Source organism: Sporichthya sp. (assembly GCF_013815995.1).
Lineage (GTDB): Bacteria > Actinomycetota > Actinomycetes > Sporichthyales > Sporichthyaceae > Sporichthya.
In genome coordinates, this window is the sequence record NZ_JACDFE010000081.1 from 1 (window position 1) to 16,962 (window position 16,962).

Here is a 16,962-nt window from a genome sequence, read left to right on the forward strand (position 1 = left end):
GTCGTCCCCGCAGGCACTCAGCGGGATCCCGGCCACGCCCGCCACGCCGAGCGCGAGGGCGCCGCGGACGACGGCGCGTCGAGTCACCACCGGGCGAGCCTAACCGCGCTGACCTCGCCAGGGCAGCGTGCAGAAATCACGAAGACCCCCCGGCGGTGGTGCCGGGGGGTCTCGCGAACGGGTTGAGCTCAGAGCACTACGCCTGCTTGGCGCGGTAGATCTGGCCGTTCTCGACGATGATCGGCTTCATCGGCATCGGCTTCTTGGCCGGGCCCGAGATGACCGCGCCGTCGGTGATCTTGAAGTTCGTGCTGTGGCACGAGCAGCTCATCACGCCGGGGGTGTCGAAGACGTCGACCGGGCAGCCCTCGTGCGTGCACAGGGAGTCGAAGCCGACGTACTTGCCGGCGGTCGGCTGGGTGACGATGTACTCGTCGGCCTCGAACAGGTAGCCACTGTTGACCGGAATGGTGCCGACCGAGGCCAGCGGGGTGTCGCTGGCCTTGACGAGCTTGCCGGCGGCGGGCTTCGGGGTGGCCTTCGGGGTCGCCTCGGGCTTCGTCGTCTTGGTGGCTTCCGCGCTCGGCTTCGCCGAGGCCGTGGGGCTCTTCTCCGGCTTAGGAGTCTTGGCGGCCGTGCCCTTAGGCGTGGCCGCAGGCGTGGTCTCGACGGTGGCTTCGGGAGTTGCGTCGGGACCGGCAACGGCCGCCGGCTCGTCGTCGCTGCCGCAGGCAGCGAGCGGGGCAGCGAAAGCGGCCAGACCCAGCGCCGACATTCCGCGGAGCAGGACGCGTCGGCCGACCTCGGTTTCTTCCGCTCCTTCCGGACCGTTACGCGAATCCGCAGCAGACATGGGGGACCTCCGAGTTCAGGCGGGACACCTGTGAAAAAAAGAACTAGGGCGGGCAGAAGCCTAGCTTCGGCTCGTAACGGTTTTGCCTTGGGCCGGAGCCTTTGGCCGTTTCGTAACCTGCTTCGTCGCCGTACGGTTCTTCGACTGCGCCGAATGGCCGGATCCGCCGACAAGCGGCGCGAGAAACCGCCCCGTGTGGCTGCCTTTAGCGCCCGCGATGTCCTCCGGGGTCCCCGTCGCGACAACGGTCCCGCCGCCGGACCCGCCCTCCGGTCCCATGTCGATCACCCAGTCCGCCGTCTTCACCACGTCCAGGTTGTGCTCGATGACGATCACCGAGTTGCCCTTCTCAACGAGGCTGGTCAGGACGCCGAGCAGCTTTCGGACGTCCTCGAAGTGCAGGCCGGTGGTCGGCTCGTCGAGGACATAGATGGTGCGTCCGGTCGAGCGCTTCTGCAGCTCGGAGGCGAGCTTGACCCGCTGCGCCTCGCCGCCGGAGAGAGTCGGGGCGGGCTGCCCCAGCCGGACGTAACCGAGGCCCACCTGAACAAGGGTGTTGAGATGCCGGGCGATAGGCGGAATCGCGGCGAAGAATTCCGCGGCCTCCTCGATCGGCATATCGAGGACCTCGGCGATGGTCCTGCCCTTGTAATGCACTTCGAGCGTTTCGCGGTTGTAGCGCGCACCGTGGCAGACCTCGCACGGCACATAGACGTCGGGAAGGAAATTCATTTCGATCTTGATCGTGCCGTCACCGGAACACGCTTCGCAGCGGCCGCCCTTGACGTTGAAGGAGAACCGGCCCGGGAGGTAGCCGCGGACCTTCGCCTCCTGCGTTTCGGCGAACAGCTTGCGGATGTTGTCGAACACCCCGGTGTAGGTGGCCGGGTTGGACCGCGGCGTCCGGCCGATCGGTGACTGGTCGACGTGGATCGCCTTGTCGATCTGGTCGAGGCCGTCGATGCGGGTGTGCCGGCCCGGGACCTCGCGGGCCTTGTAGAGGAACTTCGCGAGCGCCTTGTAGAGGATGTCGTTGACCAGGCTGGACTTGCCCGACCCGGACACCCCGGTGACCGCGACGAAGCAGCCCAGCGGGAACTCCACGGTGACGTTCTGCAGGTTGTGCTCGCGGGCGTCGCGGACCACGAGCATGCGGTCCTTCTGCGGCTTGCGCCGGGTGGCCGGCACCGCGATGCTGCGCCGCCCCGAGAGGTACTGCGCGGTGAGCGAGTCCTCGACCTTGAGCAGTTCGTCGTACGGCCCGGAGAAGACGACCTGGCCGCCGTGCTCGCCGGCCCCTGGCCCGATGTCGACGACCCAGTCCGCGGTGCGGATGGTCTCCTCGTCGTGCTCGACGACGATCAGGGTGTTGCCCAGCCCGCGCAGCCGGATCAGGGTCTCGATCAGGCGGTGGTTGTCCCGCTGGTGCAGGCCGATGCTCGGCTCGTCCAGGACGTAGAGCACGCCGACCAGGCCGGAGCCGATCTGGGTGGCCAGCCGGATCCGTTGCGCCTCACCGCCGGCCAGCGTGGCCGCGGCGCGGTCCAGGGAGAGGTAGTCCAGCCCGACGTCGAGCAGGAAGCCCAGGCGGGCATTGACCTCCTTGAGCACCCGCTCGGCGATCTGCGCCGCGCGGGCGGAGAGCTGCAGCTCACGCAGGAACACCGCGCAGTCGCCGATCGACATCGCCGCGACCTCGGCGATCGACTTCTCCCCCAGGGTCACCGCGAGGGAGACCGGCTTGAGCCGGGCACCGTTGCAGGCGGGGCAGGGCACCTCGCGCATGAAGCCGGCGTGGCGGTCCCGGCTCGCATCGCTCTCGGCCTCCGCGTGCCGGCGGCTGATCCACGGGATCACGCCCTCGAAGCCGGTGTAGTACGAGCGGGTGCGGCCGTAGCGGTTCTTGTACTTCACATGCACCTGGTGCTCGTGCCCGTGCAGGATGGCGTTGCGGGCCTTGGCCGGCAGCTTCTTCCACGGCGTCTGGGTGGAGAAGCCGAGCGACTCCCCCAGCGCGACCAGCAGCCGGCCGAAGTACTCCTGGGAGTGCCCGCCGGACCAGGGCGAGATCGCCCCGTCCGCGATGGACAGCGAGGGGTCCTGCACGACGAGTTCGGGGTCCACCTCCATCCTGGTGCCCAGACCGGCGCACTCGGTGCAGGCACCGAACGGGGAGTTGAAGGAGAACGAGCGCGGTTCGAGCTCCTCGAAGTCGAGGTTGTCGTAGAGGCAGGCCAGGTGCTCGGAGAAGACGCGCTCGCGGTTCGGGTCGTCCTCCGGCAGGTCGACGAACTCCAGCGTCACCAGACCACTGGACAGACCGAGCGCGGTCTCGATGGAGTCGGTGAGCCGGCGCTTCGCGGAGGCCTTCACCGCGAGCCGGTCGACGACCACCTCGATGGTGTGCTTCTCCTGCTTCTTCAGCGTCGGCGGCTCGGTGAGGGAGTGCACGACGCCGTCGACGCGGGCCCGGGAGAAGCCCTTGGAGACGAGCTCGCGGAACAGCTCGCCGTACTCCCCCTTGCGCTCCCGGATCACCGGGGCGAGCACCTGGAACTTGCTGCCCTGCTCCAGCTCGAGCACGCGGTCGACGATCTGCTGCGGAGTCTGGCGCGCGATCGGGCGGCCGCACTGCGGGCAGTGCGGGCTGCCGGCCCGGGCGTAGAGCAGCCGCAGGTAGTCGTAGACCTCGGTGATGGTGCCGACGGTGGAGCGCGGGTTGCGGTTGGTGGACTTCTGGTCGATCGAGACGGCAGGGCTCAGGCCCTCGATGAAGTCGACGTCGGGCTTGTCCATCTGGCCCAGGAACTGGCGCGCGTAGGCCGAGAGCGACTCGACGTAGCGGCGCTGGCCCTCGGCGAAGATCGTGTCGAACGCGAGGCTGGATTTGCCCGAGCCGGAGAGCCCGGTGAAGACGATCAGGCTGTCCCGCGGCAGGTCGAGGGAAACGTCCTTGAGGTTGTGTTCGCGCGCCCCTCGGACGATCAGTCGGTCCGCCACCCCTATGCCCTTCGCAGTCCCCGCACGGGCCCGAGATGGACCCGCGGTCATCGTAGGCGGGAGGTGTGACAACGGCAGTTCGGGCACCGGTCCGCTCTCACCCCAGTCCGGCATGACCAGGTCAGAGGGCTAACCCCAGGCGAAGCGCCTGATCGACGCCTCGCATCGTGGCGGGCGAGAGCGCACCCAGATACTCGGCGAACTCATCCTTGCCGATCGGGTGAAGCTGTCAGCGGCCGACCCGCTCCGCGGGCACGGCAACGCGGACAGCATCGAGGCGTGCCGGACTGCCCGTGTGGGGTCAGCAGCGGACGACGGGGGCCGATCGACCGAGCGCCCCGAGCAGTCGCTTGAGATCGGCGACGTCACTGGTCAGCACCTGGTCCCCGGTCTGTGCAAGCAGCGCGACGGTGGCATCCACCGCATCGGTCAGGCCTGTCTGCCCGAGCAAGACGCCCGCTGCGCGGCCCGTCGGTTGATCGACCTCGTGGACATCCACGGCCTTGAGCATCCGCGCCAACTCCGCCTGTCGTCCACGCTCGTCACGCCACACCTGGGCGATGACCATCGCGTTGGAGCGGAGGGGCAGATCGTGCCGCTCTGCGGTGCGTAGGCGGGCAATCATCGCCCGGTCGGCGCGGTCGACGGCGAGTAACGCGCCCGCGTCCAGGACCAGGGCGCTCATCCTCGCCGGGCTACCTGCGCAAGGCCGAGTTCGCGTTCCGCTTTCGCTAACTCCACCTTGGTCAACCGCCCGTGCTCCGTCTCCCACTGGTCGAGGAATGCGCCGAGTGCATCCCGACGGAGCTTCGCTGCGGCGGCCTCCGCCAACCAGGCCGACACCGGCTGGCCAGCCTGCGCGGCGGCGGTGCGAACGGCGTCGCCGAGTTCGGCCTCGAACGAGATGCTGATCTTGTCCACCTTCACGAGGTCATCATACCGCAGTGTGACATACCATGGTAGGAATCGGCGCGGCGCCCGAGACGTTTGTCAGGGCTCTGCGCGCCCTCTTCCCCCGGCGCGGCACGATGAAGCCCAGACCACGAGGAGGCACGCGTGCACACGTACAGCGGCAAGGTGACCGTCGGCGGTACCCCGGATGTCCGCGAGCTGGCCGGCCTGGTCATCACCAAGGCCTCCGTCGGCCCGATGGACAACAACACTTACCTGCTGCGCTGCCGCTCCACCGGGGAGCAGTTGCTGATCGACGCGGCCAATGACGCCCAGACCATCATCGCGATGGTGGGCGGTTCCCTCGGACACATCGTGACCACGCACCAGCACTACGACCACTGGCAGGCCCTCGCCGAGGTGAAGAGCGCCACCGGCGCCCGGACCACCGCCCACGAGCTCGATGCCGAGGGCATCCCGGTCGCCACCGACGACCCAGTCACCGACGGCGACACCATCACCGTCGGCGACGTCTCGCTCTCCGTGATCCATCTGGTCGGCCACACACCGGGCAGCATCGCTCTCGTTTATGACGATCCATCAGGTCACCCGCACCTGTTCACCGGGGACTGCCTATTCCCCGGTGGGATCGGTAACACTTTCAAGGACGCGGACAACTTCGCGACTCTGATCGACGGGGTCGAGACCAAGCTGTTCGGCCGGCTCCCGGACGAGACGTGGGTGTACCCAGGGCACGGCGGCGACACGACGCTCGGCAACGAGCGGCCCAATATCGCGGAGTGGCGGGCGCGGGGGTGGTGAGCATGCGCTCCCCCGCGGCGCGCGTTCGCACGGCCGTGCGGAGCCGCTTGTCGGCCGGCGCTGTCCAACGTCTGAGGTTCGCGAAATGGGCGGTGACGGGGGCGCCTCAACCCTCCGTTCGGCCGTCGGCTCCACCGAAAGCGACGAAGCCCCAACGCAGCCTGGCGAGCATTCGTCGGCGCATCATCTTCAGCACCGCCGGCCGGGACGGCACCTTCCTGGAGATCGGCCCGTCCCACTACCCCACGCTGCCGAAGCGGGACGGCTTCCCCACGAAGACCGCCGACCACGCCTCCTTGGAGGGACTGCACGCCAAGTACGACGGGTTCGAGAACGTCGACGTCTCGGCGATCGAAGAGGTCGACTTCGTGTTGACGCCAGGCAAGCCGCTCTCGGCCTGCGTTGAAGGCCGATACGACGTCGTGGTCGCCGCCCACGTGCTCGAGCACACGACGTCGCTCATCGACTTTGTCAACGACTGCGCGCAGTTGCTGACACCGACCGGCACGCTGGCGCTGTTCGTCCCGGACCACCGGTATTGCTTCGACCGCTTCAGGGAGCGCTCGTCGCTGGCCTCGGTGATCGACGCCGCGACGACGGAGTCCGGCGTGCACTCAGTCGGCGTGATGACCGAGGCGGCGCTCTATGCCGCCTGGCGAGGCCGGACGATCGCATGGACCCGGGGCACCGACGGCGCCTATGAATGGATCTACACCACCGAACAGGCGCGCCAGTACGCGGCGGAGTTCGACCCGGACATCTACGCCGACACCCACCACTGGGTGTTCACACCGAACCATCTCCGACTTCTGTTGCACGACCTCGCAGAACTGGGCCACATCAGCCTTCGGGAGACCGGCTTCCGCGAGTCCGTCGGTGGTTGCGAGTTCTTCATCGGGCTCGGCCCGGCCGGCCCCGGCCCGGCGCTTTCGCGGACCGCGCTGCTACTGCGCTCGGACGCCGACCGTCGCGGGTTGGACGAGCCGGAGTTCGAACTCGCCTAGCACGGACAAGTTTCTGGTCGCCTCCTCCACTTGGGTAAGGTCCGTCCATGCCCCAGACCGGTCGCTCCGACCTCTCTGCCCCGATCGGGCGGTCCGACCCGCCTCGAATCGGTGTCCTCGTCGTCGCGTACAACGCCGAGGACACCCTCGCGGCGACGCTTGACCGCATCCCCACTGACTTCCATGCGCAGATCGACGAGATCCTGATCTGCGATGACGCGAGCCAGGACGCGACCTTCGAGGTAGGCACGGCCTGGCGGGATCAAAACCCTTCAGCCAAGGCGACCGTGGTGCGGCACCGGAGCAATTTGGGCTACGGCGGCAACCAGATCGCGGGATATCAACTGGCAATCGAGCGCGGCCTCGACATCGTCGTGCTGCTGCACGGCGACGGCCAGTACGCACCCGAGTGCCTGCCGGACATGATCGCCCCCTTGGCCCGGGGCGAATGTGACGCGGTGTTCGGCTCCCGCATGATCACCCCCGGTGCCGCCCGCGCCGGTGGGATGCCGGCCTACAAGTACATCGGCAACCGCCTCCTTACCAAGATCGAGAACTCGCTGCTCGGCACGGAGCTCTCCGAATTCCACTCGGGCTACCGGGCCTACAGCGTCGCGGCGCTGGAGTCGATCCCGTTCGAGCGCAATACGTACGACTTCGACTTCGATACCCAGATCATCGTCCAGCTGCTGGACGCGGGAAAGCGCATCGTCGAGATTCCGATCCCGACGTACTACGGCGACGAGATCTGTTACGTCAACGGTCTAAAGTACGCCCGGGACGTCGTGGGTGACGTCGTGAAGTACCGACTGAGCAAGGTCGGCATCGGCGCGCACCCCTGGGTTCCGCAGTCCGACGAGTACGACATCAAGGACAGCGAATGCACCTCCCACACCACGATCCTCGGCATGCTGGAGCAGCTCCCGCCGGGCCGGGTCCTGGACCTCGGATGCTCGGGCGGAAGATTCGCCGAGATGGTGCGTGGACTGGGCTTCCACGTCACCGGCGTCGACTCGATCGAGGTCGACGGCGTCCGTGACCGGGTGGACCGCTTTGTGCTCGGCAACCTGGAGGGCGGCATCCCCGCCGAGGTCGGGCGCGATTTCGACTACGTGATCCTGGCTGATGTCATCGAGCACTGCAGCCGGCCCGAAGAGGTGCTGCAGCAGGTCGCGGACGTGCTCGCGCCGACCGGTCAGGCCCTGATCTCGACGCCCAACTTCGCGCACTGGTATCCGCGTACGCGAAGTGCCTTCGGCGTCTTCGACTACGACCGGCGCGGCATTCTGGACAAGACCCATCTGCGCTTCTTCACGCGCCGCAGCTTCCTCAACCTCCTGCGGCAGTCGCGCTACGCGGTGGAGGAGTTCGCCTACACCGGCCTCCCGTTCGATGTGATCAGCGACGGCCAGGGCAAGAAGGGCACGGTGGCCCGCAAGGTGGACCGCGGACTCGTCCGCGCGCGACCCACGTTGTTCGCCTACCAATTTGTGGCACGCGTGCGCCCCCGCCTGCACGGGCGTCCCGCCGGTGATCCTCGCGCCGAGGCGACCGAGGACGTGCTTGATTAGTCGCGTCGCACTGCCACGGCGGAGACACGCGCCTTGATCTCAGAATCGCCCGACGGGTTCAGCCGCAGTTCGGTGATCCCGGGCCCGACTCGGACCCGCAACATGACCCCAAGGCCGGAGACCGCGACCCTTTCCGCCGCGGGTGCTTTGAGGCTGCCGTGCAGTGGCTCGCTGAGTTGAATGCGCACGGTGGCAATGCCGTCCTCCGTAGCGCGGAGATACAGGACGGCACCATCGAGAAACGCAGTCGGTCCGTGGTCGCCGAGCTGCCAACCGGAGCCGGGGTAGACGTCGATCTGGCCGTCGCCTTCGAATCCGCGCGGCGGGGCCGCACGGCCCAGCTCGGCCGGGTCGACCGACAACGCGAGGATGTGGAACCGGTAGGCGACCTTGCCCGCGTCGGCGGACACGTAGGTCTTGTCCACCTGGCGAATCAGCGCGCACGGTTTGAAGTCCGGCACCTCGTAGCGCTTGCTCTCGTTGGTCACCTGGACGTCATTCATGAGCCCTGGCCAGTGACGATCACGCAGACCGACCCAGAGCGGGTACTCAATGAGGATCCAATTGGCGATACCCACCCGACGGCAGGCGGAGTCCGCGATCGTGGCGGTGGTGAGACTGAAGGACTGCACCTGCCGGCGCTTCATTGCCTCGCCCTTCTCCGAGAAATGCTTCGAGAGGAAGTACGGTGCCAGCGCGTTGTCGAAGTGATAACGGGGATGAATCAGGGAGCGCGCCCCGTTGTTCAGCAGTTGCGGCATGGCCGCGGCGACCAGAACCACAGCCACGAGACGCACCGCATGCCGCGGCAGAGCGCGCATCGCGAGCACGATCAGCGGGCACCACAAGACCACCGACGGGGTGTAATAACGCACCGCAAACACGCTCCACCGCGCCGTCGCCGTGAAGGCGAAGAAACCGAGGGCAAGGCTGACGGCCAGCGCCAGCGGCAAGGTGTACCGGCGCCGGTCCCGAGCGAAAGCAGCGATGATCGCTACGAACGCCGCCACGATCAGCACCGTGTGGAACGGGTTCGCTCCGTACGCCTCAGCCCGCTCGGAGTCGACTTCGTAGGTCCGCTGGAATGCGTTGGGGACGGTACCCAGCAGGTAGTTCACGTCATTGGGGTCAACACCCGTCTGGTTGTAGACGTGCTCCAACGCGTCTTGGATGACACGGCTAGCCGACGACGGGAACAACCCGTCACCGCTGGCGAACTCGCCGGCTGTGCTCCGGACGATGTTTGCGGCCGCTGCGCGGGCCGTCAGGTTCGTGCTGATCGTGCTGTCCGTCACCGGCCCGTTGGGCGCATCGAACATTTCGTAATTGCGCGCCACGAACGGCCCCGCGAGCACGAGCACCGCAACCACCGCCACGATTGCGGCAAATGACGCGCGGAGCACCACAGTGCGAGTCCCGACTTCCCGCCCCGCTCGGTACAGCGCGATCCCGAGCAGCGCCAATCCGAGCGGGCCGAGCAGAGCGACCAGGGTGCCCTTGACCAGGATCACGAGCCCACCGCTCAGACCGACGGCGACGGCTCGACGGGTCCACCTGCCGTCCAACGGCGAGGTCAGCACGACCATGAGCGTCACGCCGACGGCAGCGGCGAAATTATTGTTCTGCGTGCTGGTCGCTTCAAGCACCAGGTTCGGAATCGTCATGACGAGCAAGGCCGTCAGGACCTGACCCCGGCGACCAAGCCCCAGTCGGCGGCCGAGCTCTGACGCCCCCAGCACACACACGACGGTTGCCAGCAATTGCGGGTAGCCGTCCAGTCGATCACCACCGGTGAGCAGGTGGAGGTGCGCGAAGTTGTAACCGCTCAAGGGGCTGAGCTCGACCTGGGCGAGGTAATGCGTGGCGAACGTGTGGACGGAGTTGTTCTGCACCCAGTGCTCGACCCGCGCGAGGTGGTACACCAGCGAGTCCCCGTTGTTCGGCCGGTACAGCCACGCAAGCGCCATGAGGACCGCGACCATTGCCGCCACGCTGGCCGAGCCGATCCGCACGTCGTCGAGTCGGCGGTCGGCATGGCGCAACGCACCGATCCTGTCGACGCCCGTGGCGGCCAGGCACGGGAGCTCACGTCGGACGGAGGCCACCAGGACCAGGACGATCCCCAGCCAGGCCAGCGCGACCGTGCCCCGGGTCAGGTGATGGCCCATACTTGCGGCCTCAGTGATCGCCACGAGCAATACCTGGTGGGCGCCGAACGCGATGACCAGCGCTGCCCTGCGGTTCAGCCCGGGGAAGCCCAAGACCGCCCCTTGCCGCGCAACGAGCAGCCACAGGAGCAACCACGCACCTACCGGCAGCACCACCACGCGCGCGCTCCTCAAGTCCCCGCCAACCCGAGCTAGCCCCGGGCACCGCTGCGGGCTGGGTACCATCGTGCCGACGACGTCGCTGCGGCCGCCACCCGGGCCCTGCCACTCGCCTGCCGAGATGTGAGGAACATATGAGCGACTCCCGCGTTCTTTCCACAGCCACGCCTCGGGACCTTTATCTCGACCTGATGGCACGGGTGCTCACCCGCACCGGCTTCGAGGGCAGTGGCAGCGGCGGACTGGTCAACGTCTCCAAGCACAGCTACGCGGCTTACCTGCGCGACCTGCTGTTCGACTCGCTGGCGCCCGCCCAGGTCGCGCTTGTGCAAGCGCTCCCCGCCGATCCGGAGGACCGTGCGGAGGGGCGTGGATGGCCTTCCGCCGACGCTGAGACCATGATCGGGCTCCGGCGGCTCGCCAACATCCGCGAGTGCGTGGAAGCAGTCATCACGGAAGGGACCCCAGGCGACCTCGTAGAGACCGGTGTGTGGCGCGGGGGGGCGACCATCTACATGCGTGCGATCTTGGCTGCCCACGGGGTGACGGACCGCCAGATCTGGGCGTGTGACTCCTTCGAGGGGCTGCCGCCGCCAAGCGAAGAGCACTTCCCCCATGACGCTGGCGACGTCCTCTACACCGCCGAGGCGCTCGCCGTAACGGTGGAGCAAGTCAAAGACAACTTTCGGCGCTACGACCTGCTGGATGACAAGGTGACGTTCGTCAAAGGCTGGTTCGAGGAGACAATTCCTTCCGCGCCCATCGAGCAGATCGCCGTGCTTCGCTTGGACGGCGACATGTACAGCTCCACGATCGTGGTCCTGGAGAACCTCTACGACAAGGTCACTCCCGGAGGCTTCGTCATCCTCGACGATTACGTCGAGATTGCGGCGTGCCGGCAAGCCACCGAAGACTTCCGCGCGAAGCGCGAGATCACCGATCCGGTCAAGGCCATCGACCGTAGCGGCGCGTTCTGGAGGAAGTCATGATCGAGGTGGATGCATCGACCGACCGCACCAGCCAACTCGAGGCGGAGCTTCAGGCGCTCCGCGTCAATTCGGCGCTGGCTCATGAGCAGCTGCATGCGACGATGGCTGCCGAACTGGCGGCACTGAGCACAGCGCACGAACGCCTTCATTTGGCCTACGTCGAGCTGCAGACCAACCATGAACTGGAGCTCCGGCGGCGCAAGCGTCAGCGCGAGGAGATCGAGGCGCTCCGCGCCGAGCTCACTGTGGTCCGCCGCCAGCGGGACGCGGCGGTCGCCCGGCTCAAACGGAATCCACTGCGGCAACCCATGGCAGCCGCCAGAATGGTCGCCAAACGCGCACGAGCCGGGGGTTCACGACCCTGAGCAGGGTACGCCTTAGCGCGGATCCCGCGTCGGCACCTGCCGTCTTGCGCTCTGCTTCATCCAAAGTCGACAAAGACCACTTTGATTCGTGATGCGGTACCCTCCAGGTTCACGAAAATTGGTCGGTTGACCGGTCCCCACTGGCACGAGGAGCCGAATGTCCACCAGCCGTTACGACACGGCCGTGAACCCCAACGCCTCCAACAACTCGCATGCGATCGCGCTTCGCATGATCGGCTGGAACCAGCGCGTGCTGGAGCTGGGTGCGGCCAACGGGCACATGACGCGGGCGATGGCGAACTGGAACAACAAGGTGACTGCGGTCGAGTTCGACCCCGACGCCGCCGTTCACCTCAAGGATGCGGCTGAGTCAGTTGTCATCGGCGACCTGAACAATCCGGAGACGCTCGGCGCGATCAGCGGCCAGTTTGACGCGGTGCTCGCCGGCGACGTCCTCGAGCACCTGCTAGACCCGGACCGTGTCCTCCTGCAAGCCGTCGAAAAGCTCGCGCCTAGTGGGAAGATCGTCATCTCGCTGCCGAATATCGCGCATGCCGACGTCCGAATGGCGCTCATGCAGGGCAAGTTCGACTACCGACCGGTCGGCCTGCTCGACGAGACACACATTCGGTTCTTCACCCACAAGACGGTCCAGGAATTCGTGCGCCGCGCCGGACTGGTGATCGTGGACATGCAGCGCGTCCGTATCCCCGCCTTCGAGACCGAGCTGCGGGTCAATCGCAAAGACGTGCCGACCGCCGTTGTCAACGAGGTGTTGGCCGACCCGGAGTCGGAGACCTACCAGTTCGTCTTCACCGCGGTGAAGGACGACGGGAGCGACCAACTCGCGAAGCTGGCCGACCAGTACGTCACGCTCAAGGCCGAGCACGAGGCGCTGGCGTTCGCCCATAAGGCGGAGAAGCAAGCCCACCGGGAAACGCAGCGTCGCGCAAATCGGCTTCAGAAGCAGGTAACCCTGGCGCAGAGGGACCTCACCAAACTGCGCCGCAGCAAGGTCGTTCGCTACACGGCGCCTGCACGGATCCTGATGCGCAAACTCCGGGCAGCCGCGCGGTGACGACGGGCCGCCCAACCACCATCGCCTACTACCTGCCGCAGTTCTATCCGATCCCGGAGAACGACGCCTGGTACGGCGCGGGGTTCACCGAGTGGCGCAACGTGGCGCAGGCCCGCCCCTTTTTCCAGGACCACTACCAGCCGCGAATCCCGGCCGACTTGGGCTTCTACGACCTGCGCGTGCGCGAGGTCCGCGAACAGCAGGCACGGCTCGCAACCCAGCACGGCATCGACGCCTTCTGCTATTACCACTATTGGTTCCACGGCACGCGCCCGCTCAGTCGGGTGATAGATGACGTCCTCGACAACGGCGCACCGGACATCCCGTTCTGCCTGGCCTGGGCGAACGAGAACTGGAGTCGGCACTGGGACGCCAGTCAGCACGAAGTGCTTCTCAAGCAGACCTATAGCGCCGAGGACGAAGTTGAGCACGGCCGCTTCCTGCTCCGTGCGATGTCCCACCCGCGCTACCTACGACTCGCCGGAAAGCCACTGCTCTTCATCTACCGCGTCCAGACGATCCCGGACCCCAAGGGAACTATCGACCGGTGGCGGCAGTACTGGCGCAGCGCGGGTCTGGGCGAAGTGCGCATTGTTAAATTCGACACCCACGGCGATTTCAACGACCCGGCCGGGTACGGCGCAGACACGGCTGCGCAGTTCCTGCCGCACGGATTGAATCCGACCGTGCCGCGGATCAAGAAGTCGGGTTGTAGCCCGAACAACTTCATCTACTCGTACGAACAGACGATGGAAACCTATTTGGCTGCGCCGCAGCCAGAGTGGACGCGCCATGAGTGCGTGATTCCGTCCTGGGACAACACCGCCCGCCGGGGCGACGGCAAGAGTTTGGTGGTGCACGGCAGCACGCCGGACCTCTACGAACGCTGGCTGCGCGCCGTCCACGAACGCACCCCGGATGACGGCCTCGTCCTCATCAATGCCTGGAACGAGTGGGCCGAGGGCGCCTATCTCGAGCCGGACCTCAAGTACGGGCGCGGCTATCTCGAAGCGACCGCACGAGCCGTCGGGGTCCCCGTTCCCGAGCCCGACTCCTGGCGGGAGCGCATGTACCCGCCGGCCGAGATCGATGAGGGGGCCGTCGATGAGGACAAGCGCCTAGCCGATCTGTACTTGGACGCTGTCGAGCAGTTGACGACTTTGCGCCGACAGCTCTCCCGGCTCGAGGGAACCTTCGAGAGGCAGATCGAGTTCGCGGTCCGCGAAGCCAAGGCCGAAGCCAAGGCGGCCCAGACTTATGCCTTGCGGCTCGCGGTCGAACTGGAGCGCGTGCGCCGCGGCAAGGCTGGCTGATGGCGGGTACGAGCCGTCACGCCTTAGCCAGAGACGCGCATATCCCTTGGCGCTGGTGTCCTTGTCGGACCGGCTCGATCTGTGTAGGTAACCCGTAGGGCGAACTGGGACCCGTCCGCCCACGGCGGCCTCGATCTCCGCCGCCGTAGATCCCCGGATCATCCCGACCTCGATTGCGCCTGCCGCGCGCAGCGACCCAAGGTATGGGCCTGGGTCAGCCGAGCACCGTCTCCAGCCACGCTCCGGCGCGCTGCGGGCTCAGCATCCGGTGGGTCAGGACGTGCTCCCGGGCCACCTCTGCCCGCGCTCTGGCTGCCACCGAATCTGCCAGACAGCCAGTCAGCGCGTCGGCCCAGGAGGCCGGATCATTGGGCGTGAGCAGGGCCAGATTCTCGCGTCCCCGGTAGGGGCCGACGTCCGAGGCGACCACGGGGAGGTCCAGCAAGGCGTACTCCAGCAATTTCAGGTCGCTCTTGCAGCGGTTGAACTCCGTGTCGACCAGCGGCGCCAGCGCCGCGGTCCACCGCAGCCGGCGTGCCCGCAGCCAGGGCACGAAGTCCGGATAGTTCCGCGCGGAGGCGGGTACGGGCCGGCGGGTGACCCAGTCGTCGCCCTCGAACGCGGCAGCGATGCCGATGATCTCCAGCACGACGTCACGACCCAAGCGCTTCCGGGCGCCCTCGATCGCGGGCCGAAGCAGGAGCAGGTCCTCCAGGTGGGTGCTCGAACCCATGTACAGCACGCGCAGCGCTTCGTCCGTGGGGGCGGCCTGGGTCGCGATCTCACGCAGCCACAGCCGCGGGTCCAGGTCGTTGGGCACGACGGTAGCCGCGACCGCCGCCAGGTCCCGCACCCGAAGGGCCAGGTCCTCCGTGGTGACCACGGAGCGCCCTGCCGACCGGGCCACCCGGATGAGCCGCCGGGCCATCTGATCGTGCACGTCGGCGTCCACCGACATCCGATGCGCCGCGTCAACATGCATGAGGTCGTCGTCGATCTCGAAGGCGACGCGGACTCCGGCCGCCCGGGCCGCGGCAAGGGCATCGTCCGTGCGCTCCGCGAGGCCGTCACGCTGGACCAGCAGCACGTCCAGGTCGGGGACCCCGGCAAGCACCTCGGCCGGATAGATCTGCCGTGCAGTCAGCCGGGCCGCCGGTGGGATCAGGGTCAGCCGCTGCAGCACGCGCAGGTGTTGGCAGCTGCCGTGCCGCCCCAGCGCCCCCTGCATCACATAACCCAGGCGCACCCGCGGGGCGCGGGTAATCAGCGAGTCGTAGAGCTCGCGGTACCCCTCCAGCGCGGCGAGGTGCGGGGCCACCGCGCGCGGCACCTCCCGCCGGAGTCGCGTGAGGCTGGCGCCGACTGAACGCACGGCCGACGCGGCCGCTTCCAGGTCGGCCGCCGGGAGCACCACTCCGCCACCGCTCCCCCGGACCCTGTCGGCGGACACCCCGGCGTCCGGCACCAACACAGGAACACCCAGGGCCCAGGACTGGTTCAGTCCAGCCGGTGCCACCTCGGGTCGCGCTCCCGCGACCAAGGACAGGTCCGGGTCGATGCCCTCCACCACGCGAGCCAGCAGGTCACGCCGGTGGATGCCGTGCACTACCCCGACCTCGGCCAGCGACTCTGCGCCCGGGCCGAGCAGGTGCCATTCCACGCCGGCGCCCAGCTGCGTTGCGAGGCCACACACGTACTCCCTGTCGACGTCCCCGGCCTCCGTCAGGACCAAAATCCGCAGCGGACCCGCGGCTCGCATCCCGAGCGTCCTGACGGGACGCAGGCCCGAGATGTCGGAGACGCTTTCAGTACCCCGAACGCACGGCAGTTCGAGACGGGCGCAGGCCTCGGTGACGTCGGCTACCGGGGTGTCCGGCCCGGGCAGGAGGTGGAGCACCTCGGCACCGCGCTCGACCGCAAACCCCGCGACGGACGTACAGCCTCCGTCCCACGCGTCCTCGAGCACCAGCGTGCCGCGTTCGACGCGTCCGGCCTCGACCCGCGTGCCGTCGACGGTGAGCACGAGGGAGTCTTGATAGCTCGAGAGGTTCGCGGCGAGGTCGACGGCAGCGTCCCTCATGGCGGGGGCGCCCGCGACGTACACCCGCAAGGGACGCACGCCATCCGCCGCCCGCAGGCGCTCCTGAATTCGCATTACCGCTTGGCCGACCGGAGCGGCCAGTTCCGGTGCCGTCGCCGAGGCGGCTGTGGCGGTCGGGTTGCCCCGCACGGCCACCCGCGGGGCGGACCGGTACGGGCCGACGTCCCCCAGCGTCCGCCACACCCCGGTCCAGGTCGGTTCGGCGGGAACGCCCTTCTCGCGCAGTCGGGCCACGGTCGCGCCCGGCAGGTAGACGCAGCGCCCGGTGCCCGGGCTCGCCTCGAGCGTGGAGGGCAGACCGGCCCGGGCCAGAGCGCGGCAGATCTCCGGCCAGCCCAGGTGCGCCGGCCAGGCCGGCGCCGCGGTGTGGTCAGCGGCCTCCACCGCACCGGCGCCGTCCGCCGCTGCGCGCCGCAGCCCGGCGAGCCAGCCCGGCCCGACCTCGGTGTCGCCGGCGACCAGGGCGAGATCGTCATCCTCGATCAGGTCGAGGACGGCCCGCAGCGACCCGGCGAGCCCGGGATCCTGGGCGCACGCGACGTCCACCTCGTTCCGGGACGCGAGCCGTTCCGCGAGGGCGGGATCGATGCCGCCGTCCACCGCGAGCACCCGAACCGCCGGGGTCCAGTGCAGGACCGTGTCTACTAC

12 protein-coding genes and 1 pseudogene are annotated in these 16,962 nt (G+C 67.9%); 7 read left to right on the top strand and 6 right to left on the bottom strand.

Annotated elements, in window-relative coordinates:
• Positions 1-196: 196 nt before the first annotated feature.
• The 4 genes from H0X00_RS10990 to H0X00_RS11005 form a co-directional block, all read right to left on the bottom strand.
• Complete coding sequence (locus H0X00_RS10990; RefSeq protein ID WP_293769917.1) at positions 197-853, bottom strand: Rieske (2Fe-2S) protein; 657 nt, start codon at positions 851-853, stop codon at positions 197-199.
• Between the two features lie 60 nt (positions 854-913).
• Positions 914-3,853, bottom strand: a complete 2,940-nt coding sequence (gene uvrA, locus H0X00_RS10995) for an excinuclease ABC subunit UvrA (protein WP_293769918.1) — start codon at positions 3,851-3,853, stop codon at positions 914-916.
• Between the two features lie 301 nt (positions 3,854-4,154).
• On the bottom strand, positions 4,155-4,538 hold the full coding sequence (locus H0X00_RS11000) for a hypothetical protein (protein ID WP_293769919.1): 384 nt from the start codon (positions 4,536-4,538) through the stop codon (positions 4,155-4,157).
• Entirely contained in the window at positions 4,535-4,780 is a 246-nt protein-coding gene (locus H0X00_RS11005) for a hypothetical protein (RefSeq protein WP_293769921.1), read from the bottom strand. The genes H0X00_RS11000 and H0X00_RS11005 overlap by 4 nt, the downstream gene beginning before the upstream one ends.
• Positions 4,781-4,909: 129 nt before the next feature.
• Between H0X00_RS11005 and H0X00_RS11010 the strand changes: the two genes are divergently transcribed.
• The 3 genes from H0X00_RS11010 to H0X00_RS11020 all read left to right on the top strand — a co-directional run bounded on the left by H0X00_RS11010 (position 4,910) and on the right by H0X00_RS11020 (position 8,141).
• On the top strand, positions 4,910-5,566 hold the full coding sequence (locus H0X00_RS11010) for an MBL fold metallo-hydrolase (RefSeq protein WP_293769922.1): 657 nt from the start codon (positions 4,910-4,912) through the stop codon (positions 5,564-5,566).
• A 92-nt stretch (positions 5,567-5,658) separates the two neighbouring features.
• Positions 5,659-6,570 carry a hypothetical protein gene (locus H0X00_RS11015; RefSeq protein ID WP_293769923.1) on the top strand — a complete coding sequence of 304 codons (912 nt, stop codon included), beginning with the start codon at positions 5,659-5,661 and terminating at the stop codon, positions 6,568-6,570.
• Between the two features lie 47 nt (positions 6,571-6,617).
• The gene (locus H0X00_RS11020) at positions 6,618-8,141 is read left to right on the top strand and encodes a bifunctional glycosyltransferase/class I SAM-dependent methyltransferase (protein WP_293769924.1); all 1,524 of its coding nucleotides are present in this window, start codon (positions 6,618-6,620) and stop codon (positions 8,139-8,141) included.
• Here the strand turns inward: H0X00_RS11020 and H0X00_RS11025 are convergent.
• Positions 8,138-10,468, bottom strand: a complete 2,331-nt coding sequence (locus H0X00_RS11025; protein ID WP_293769926.1) for a hypothetical protein — start codon at positions 10,466-10,468, stop codon at positions 8,138-8,140. The two genes, H0X00_RS11020 and H0X00_RS11025, sit on opposite strands and share 4 nt — an antisense overlap.
• Positions 10,469-10,602: 134 nt before the next feature.
• On the opposite strand from H0X00_RS11025, the gene H0X00_RS11030 reads away from it, so the two are divergent.
• From H0X00_RS11030 to H0X00_RS11045, 4 genes are all read left to right on the top strand, one after another.
• The gene (locus H0X00_RS11030) at positions 10,603-11,457 is read left to right on the top strand and encodes a TylF/MycF/NovP-related O-methyltransferase (RefSeq protein WP_293769927.1); all 855 of its coding nucleotides are present in this window, start codon (positions 10,603-10,605) and stop codon (positions 11,455-11,457) included.
• A complete protein-coding gene (locus H0X00_RS11035; protein ID WP_293769929.1) occupies positions 11,454-11,822 on the top strand; it encodes a hypothetical protein in 369 nt (122 codons plus the stop codon). Before H0X00_RS11030 ends, H0X00_RS11035 begins: the two co-directional genes overlap by 4 nt.
• 157 nt (positions 11,823-11,979) lie before the next feature.
• Positions 11,980-12,900 (top strand): class I SAM-dependent methyltransferase, encoded by a 921-nt coding sequence (locus tag H0X00_RS11040; RefSeq protein ID WP_293769930.1) that lies wholly within the window; start codon positions 11,980-11,982, stop codon positions 12,898-12,900.
• Positions 12,897-14,213 carry a glycoside hydrolase family 99-like domain-containing protein gene (locus H0X00_RS11045; protein WP_293769931.1) on the top strand — a complete coding sequence of 439 codons (1,317 nt, stop codon included), beginning with the start codon at positions 12,897-12,899 and terminating at the stop codon, positions 14,211-14,213. The genes H0X00_RS11040 and H0X00_RS11045 overlap by 4 nt, the downstream gene beginning before the upstream one ends.
• A 214-nt stretch (positions 14,214-14,427) precedes the next feature.
• On the opposite strand, the pseudogene H0X00_RS11050 reads toward H0X00_RS11045, so the two are convergent.
• Positions 14,428-16,962 (bottom strand): annotated as a pseudogene (locus H0X00_RS11050) (glycosyltransferase); the annotation flags it as partial.

Coding starts and splice junctions, on each gene's coding strand:
- H0X00_RS11000 (WP_293769919.1), bottom strand. CDS start 4,538: ATGAGCGCCCTGGTCCTGGACGCGGGCGCGTTACTCGCCGTCGACCGC.
- H0X00_RS11035 (WP_293769929.1), top strand. CDS start 11,454: ATGATCGAGGTGGATGCATCGACCGACCGCACCAGCCAACTCGAGGCG.
- H0X00_RS11020 (WP_293769924.1), top strand. CDS start 6,618: ATGCCCCAGACCGGTCGCTCCGACCTCTCTGCCCCGATCGGGCGGTCC.
- H0X00_RS10990 (WP_293769917.1), bottom strand. CDS start 853: ATGTCTGCTGCGGATTCGCGTAACGGTCCGGAAGGAGCGGAAGAAACC.
- H0X00_RS11040 (WP_293769930.1), top strand. CDS start 11,980: ATGTCCACCAGCCGTTACGACACGGCCGTGAACCCCAACGCCTCCAAC.
- H0X00_RS11030 (WP_293769927.1), top strand. CDS start 10,603: ATGAGCGACTCCCGCGTTCTTTCCACAGCCACGCCTCGGGACCTTTAT.